5 protein-coding genes are annotated in these 4695 nt (G+C 32.6%); 2 read left to right on the top strand and 3 right to left on the bottom strand.

The window, feature by feature from the left end:
* Nucleotides 1–202: 202 nt before the first annotated feature.
* Entirely contained in the window at nucleotides 203–1435 is a 1233-nt protein-coding gene (locus tag ACOYLT_RS10185; protein WP_422853743.1) for an ABC transporter permease, read from the bottom strand.
* Between the two features lie 4 nt (nucleotides 1436–1439).
* Here ACOYLT_RS10185 and ACOYLT_RS10190 point away from each other — a divergent pair, with 4 nt between their 5' ends.
* Entirely contained in the window at nucleotides 1440–2714 is a 1275-nt protein-coding gene (locus tag ACOYLT_RS10190; protein ID WP_422853740.1) for an exo-beta-N-acetylmuramidase NamZ family protein, read from the top strand.
* Here ACOYLT_RS10190 and ACOYLT_RS10195 read toward each other — a convergent pair.
* Nucleotides 2711–3211: a YkgJ family cysteine cluster protein gene (locus tag ACOYLT_RS10195; protein WP_422853741.1), complete on the bottom strand. Its 501-nt coding sequence runs from the start codon at nucleotides 3209–3211 to the stop codon at nucleotides 2711–2713. The genes ACOYLT_RS10190 and ACOYLT_RS10195 overlap by 4 nt on opposite strands.
* Before the next feature lie 79 nt (nucleotides 3212–3290).
* Between ACOYLT_RS10195 and ACOYLT_RS10200 the strand changes: the two genes are divergently transcribed.
* Nucleotides 3291–4019 (top strand): class I SAM-dependent methyltransferase, encoded by a 729-nt coding sequence (locus tag ACOYLT_RS10200; protein ID WP_422853742.1) that lies wholly within the window; start codon nucleotides 3291–3293, stop codon nucleotides 4017–4019.
* Between the two features lie 29 nt (nucleotides 4020–4048).
* On the opposite strand, the gene ACOYLT_RS10205 is transcribed toward ACOYLT_RS10200, so the two are convergent.
* Nucleotides 4049–4681: a 7-carboxy-7-deazaguanine synthase QueE gene (locus ACOYLT_RS10205; RefSeq protein ID WP_422853744.1), complete on the bottom strand. Its 633-nt coding sequence runs from the start codon at nucleotides 4679–4681 to the stop codon at nucleotides 4049–4051.
* Between the last annotated feature and the right edge of the window lie 14 nt (nucleotides 4682–4695).

Consider the following 4695-nt stretch of genomic DNA (forward strand, 5'->3'; position numbering starts at 1 on the left):
GGTGCAAATATAAAAAAATAATAACACCATATCCAAATAAATTAAGCGCCTTTTTCTATCCTTTTTTAAAACATTGATTTCTTGCAACTTGTATCAAATAAAATAAATTAATAGCAACAAACAACAACTAGATCTCTTAGTATGGATCTAATAAAAAGTGAATTGAAATAGAATATATAAATAAATTTCAAGCGATTTGCTTCTATTCGAAACGGATAGATTTAGACGGAGTAATTTTAGTAATAATATAGGACGGGATAAGTAAAACGAGAAGACAAATAGCGATTGTTCCTAAATTTAAAAGCAGTATATAGAATATATTAATATCTACGGGAGCTGTGTTAACATAGTAACTTTCTGGGTTTAATTTGATAATACCCAAGTATTTTTGAATTAATAAAAGTCCAATTCCTATACTATTTCCCCAAAGCAATCCACTACCTATTAAGTAAGCTGCATTGTAGAGAAATATTTTTCGGATAGACCAATTATCAGCTCCAATAGATTTAAGAATTCCTATCATTTGTATTCTTTCGAGAATTAGCACCAAAAGTGCCACTACCATGTTGATAGTAGACACTACAATCATAACTATTAAAATAACAATAATATTAAAATCGAAAAGTTTAAGCCACTCAAAAATATAATAATACTTTTCTACAATGGTTTGAGAATCTAAAGTGGAAGATGTTTCTTGATATACTTGTTGTCCTTTTTGTTCTATTTGGGTAAAATCATCAACAAAAACTTCAAATGATCCTATTTGATCTCGTTTCCATTTATTGATTAATTGCACATGACGAATGTCGCCAAAAACATAACCAGCATCAAATTCTTGAAAACCGGAATCATATATTCCAACGATTTTAAAATTACGAAGATTATATCCTTCGCTATTTTCTTTCATAAAATAGGTCACAAATTTGTCTCCAAGTTTCAATCCTAATCTCTTACATAAATATTTAGAAATTAAAACTTCTTCATTTAAATTGGATTTCAACTCAGGCATTCTTCCTTGATCCAAATATTCTTTTAAACCATCAGCTTGATAATCTTTACCTACACCTTTAAAAATAATTGGCTCAAAAGCATTTTCTGTTCTAATGATACCCGCTTTACTAGCAATAGCTTGAACATGAGTAATGCCGTCGACTGTTTTAAATTTTGGATAAAAATTTTGATAAATTGAAATTGGAGTTGTACTAACATCCGAGTTATTATCGTTGTAACCTGAAATAACAATATGTCCGTTGAAGGCAGAAACTTTTTGACGGATTTTTTGTTGTAAACCCCTTCCTGTAGCAATAGAAACAATCATCATAATCATTCCAAGTGCTATGGCAGTAATAGCTATTTTTATTATTGGAGCAGAAATACTACTTTTATGGTCTTTGGCAGTAATGAGTCGTTTGGCTATAAAATATTCTAATTTCAATGGTATGATTTCAAATTCGATTTTCAAAAATACAGTTTTATTCTTGGTTTTGCTAATGGTTTCTTGTGGTGTTTCAGTTAAAAGCATAGAAGAAAGAAAAAAGAAGAAAGAAGCTGCGATGGATAATACATCTTCCGAAATAAAAACTGGCGCTGAAAACTATAATTCCTATTTACCCTTATTAAAAGATAAGAAAGTTGGAATCGTTACGAATCAAACCGGGAGAATTATTGTAACTAGTTTCTACAATGCTTCAAAAGACCCGAATGGATGTGCTAAAGCTATAAAAAGAGATACTTTAAGTGTTGTTGATTTCCTTTTAGACCAAAAAATAAACCTCCAAAAAATATTCGCACCAGAACACGGTTTCCGTGGCACTGCAGACGCAGGGGAACATATTGTCGACGGAAAAGATACTAAAACAGGTTTACCCATCATTTCACTTTATGGCGATAATAAAAAGCCAAAAAAAGAACAATTAGCCGATATTGATGTTATGGTTTTTGATTTGCAAGATGTTGGCGCACGCTTTTATACTTATATTTCATCGTTACATTATATTATGGAAGCTTGTGCTGAAAATAATATTCAATTATTGGTTCTAGACAGACCCAATCCTAATGGAGTAATTGTAGACGGACCAATACTAGAAACTGAATTTACAAGTTTTGTTGGTATGCATCCCATTCCTATTCTGCATGGAATGACCATTGGTGAATATGCCAAAATGATTAACGGCGAAAAATGGTTGAAAGACAGCGTTCAATGCAGCTTGACTGTAATTCCGTGTTTGAATTATAAACGAGAAATGGCTTATAGTTTGCCTGTAAAACCTTCGCCTAATTTACCCAACGACCAAGCTATAAATTTGTATGCGAGTTTATGTTTGTTTGAAGGAACCAATATAAGCGTGGGTCGTGGTACCGAAAAACAGTTTCAAATTTTTGGCTCTCCGTTTCTGCCTAAAGGCGATTTTAGTTTCACACCCGTTCCTAATTTTGGTGCGAAAGAACCCGTTTATAAAAATCAATTATGTTATGGAGATGATTTGACTACTATAGAAAAAGTAAATAAATTGGAATTGAAGTGGTTGATAAAAGCATACAACTCAACTATAGAAAAATCAAAGTTTTTCAATAGTTTCTTCACCAAATTGGCCGGAACAAAAAAACTGCAACAACAAATAGAATTGGGTATTTCGGAAGAAAAAATCAGGAAATCTTGGGATAAAGGGCTGATTGAATTTAAAGAAATGAGGAAAAAGTATTTGATTTATTAAAGCGGCAATTTTTCCTTCATTTTCTCAACAATATTATAAGCTGCAGGACAGATGGCTACATTTTTCAGAGTTAAATCAGTAATTTGATGAAACTTTTTTCTATCGGTATGTGGAAATTCGCGACATGCTTTTGGACGAACATCATAAATGAAACAAGTGTTATCCGAATCTAAAAAAGTACACGGAACACTTTGCAAAACATAATCTTTGTCTTCATCAATGCGTAAATACTGATCAATGAATTGCTGTGGCTTTTGCTTCAAATGTCTGGAGATTCTTTCAATATCAGCAGAAGTAAAAAGCGGCCCAGTGGTTTTACAACAATTAGCACAATCTAAACAATTCGTTTTTTTGAATTCGGTATCATGTAAATCTTGCATCACATAATCCAAATTTTTTGGAGTTTTCTTTTTCAGCTTATCAAAATACTTTTTATTTTCGATATGCTTATCTTTGGCTAACTTTTGGATTTCGATTAAGGAAGGTATGATACTCATAGTGCAAAATTACATAAAACGAATAACCAAATAACATAAAAATAGAATCTAAAAAGATTCTGAAATAAATTCAGAATAAATGAAAGATCTTTTCGGCAAAGCCATTCTCGATTTTCAAACTAATAATTCTCCTGAGGATTTGGTGACTGAAACCAATATTTCCGAAGCGGATGACATGAGCGTAGCGTATCTTTTTAGAAATTACAACGATATGCCCAAACTAGAAAAGGAAGCCATGCAACTTTCTAAAGGAAAAATTCTCGATGTAGGTTGTGGCGCAGGGAGCCATAGCCTGTATCTTCAAGAAAAAGGATTTGAGGTTACTGCTATAGATATATCGGAGAATGCCATAAAAGCTTGTAAATTACGTGGATTGCAAAATGCTCGAGTTCAGAATTTATTAGAAGTTTCAACTGACACGAGCGAAAGCGAACTGGCGAAGCAAAAATTTGACACTATTCTTTTATTAATGAATGGAACAGGAATTTTTGGAACACTTTCGGAAACTTCAAAATATTTACAAAAATTAAAAAGTTTGCTTTCGCCAAATGGTCAAATTCTAATTGATTCTTCCGATATCATTTATATGTTTGATGAAAATGATGATGGATGTTTCTCAGTTCCTGCTGACCATTATTATGGCGAACTCATTTTTACTATTTCCTATAAAGGAAAAACTGAGGAACCTTTCACTTGGCTATATCTAGATTATAACACCTTGCAAAATGCTGCTTATGCGAACGGCTTCCAATGTGAATTGATTTTGGAAGGAGAACATTTTGACTACTTAGCCAGATTGACTTTATAAAAATCCGAAATAATGTTTAAGATTAACTTTTAAGGAATATTCAAATATTTATGCGTTTGTAAGGATACGCGCCATTTTGGGTTTTTCATGACATAGTCAACGATTAGCGGAGTCATTTCTTCTTTTTTGCTCCACTCGGGTTGCAAGAATAAAATAGCCTGGTTATTTACTTTGGCTGCTTGTTCTTCGGCAAAAATAAAATCGTGTTTGTTATAAATGATAACTTTTAATTCATTGGCTATTTCATAAGCACTATGAACGGGAAGTTTATTTTTCTTTGGCGAAAGGCAAAACCAATCCCATGATCCAGTTACTTTATAGGCCCCCGAAGTTTCTATGTGAACTTTTAAGTTTTTATCTTTTAATTTCTGTGTTAGCAATGTCATATCCCAAGTTAATGGTTCACCACCAGTAACCACTACAGTATCTGAATAATTGGCTGCATTATTTACAATTAAATCTGTTGCTGTAGGTGGGTGTAATTCAGCATTCCAACTTTCTTTCACATCACACCAATGGCAACCCACATCACAACCGCCAATTCTAACAAAATAAGCAGCAGTTCCTGTATGATAGCCTTCACCTTGAATAGTATAAAATTCTTCCATAAGCGGAAGCATTTCCCCTTTTTCAACAGCTAATTGTGTTTCTTTTGATAACATAGTATTCAATATAG

The organism is Flavobacterium sp. (assembly GCF_049318185.1).
In the GTDB taxonomy this organism is placed as follows: domain Bacteria; phylum Bacteroidota; class Bacteroidia; order Flavobacteriales; family Flavobacteriaceae; genus Flavobacterium.

Coding starts and splice junctions, on each gene's coding strand:
- ACOYLT_RS10190 (WP_422853740.1), top strand. CDS start 1,440: ATGATTTCAAATTCGATTTTCAAAAATACAGTTTTATTCTTGGTTTTG.
- ACOYLT_RS10195 (WP_422853741.1), bottom strand. CDS start 3,211: ATGAGTATCATACCTTCCTTAATCGAAATCCAAAAGTTAGCCAAAGAT.
- ACOYLT_RS10200 (WP_422853742.1), top strand. CDS start 3,291: ATGAAAGATCTTTTCGGCAAAGCCATTCTCGATTTTCAAACTAATAAT.
- ACOYLT_RS10205 (WP_422853744.1), bottom strand. CDS start 4,681: ATGTTATCAAAAGAAACACAATTAGCTGTTGAAAAAGGGGAAATGCTT.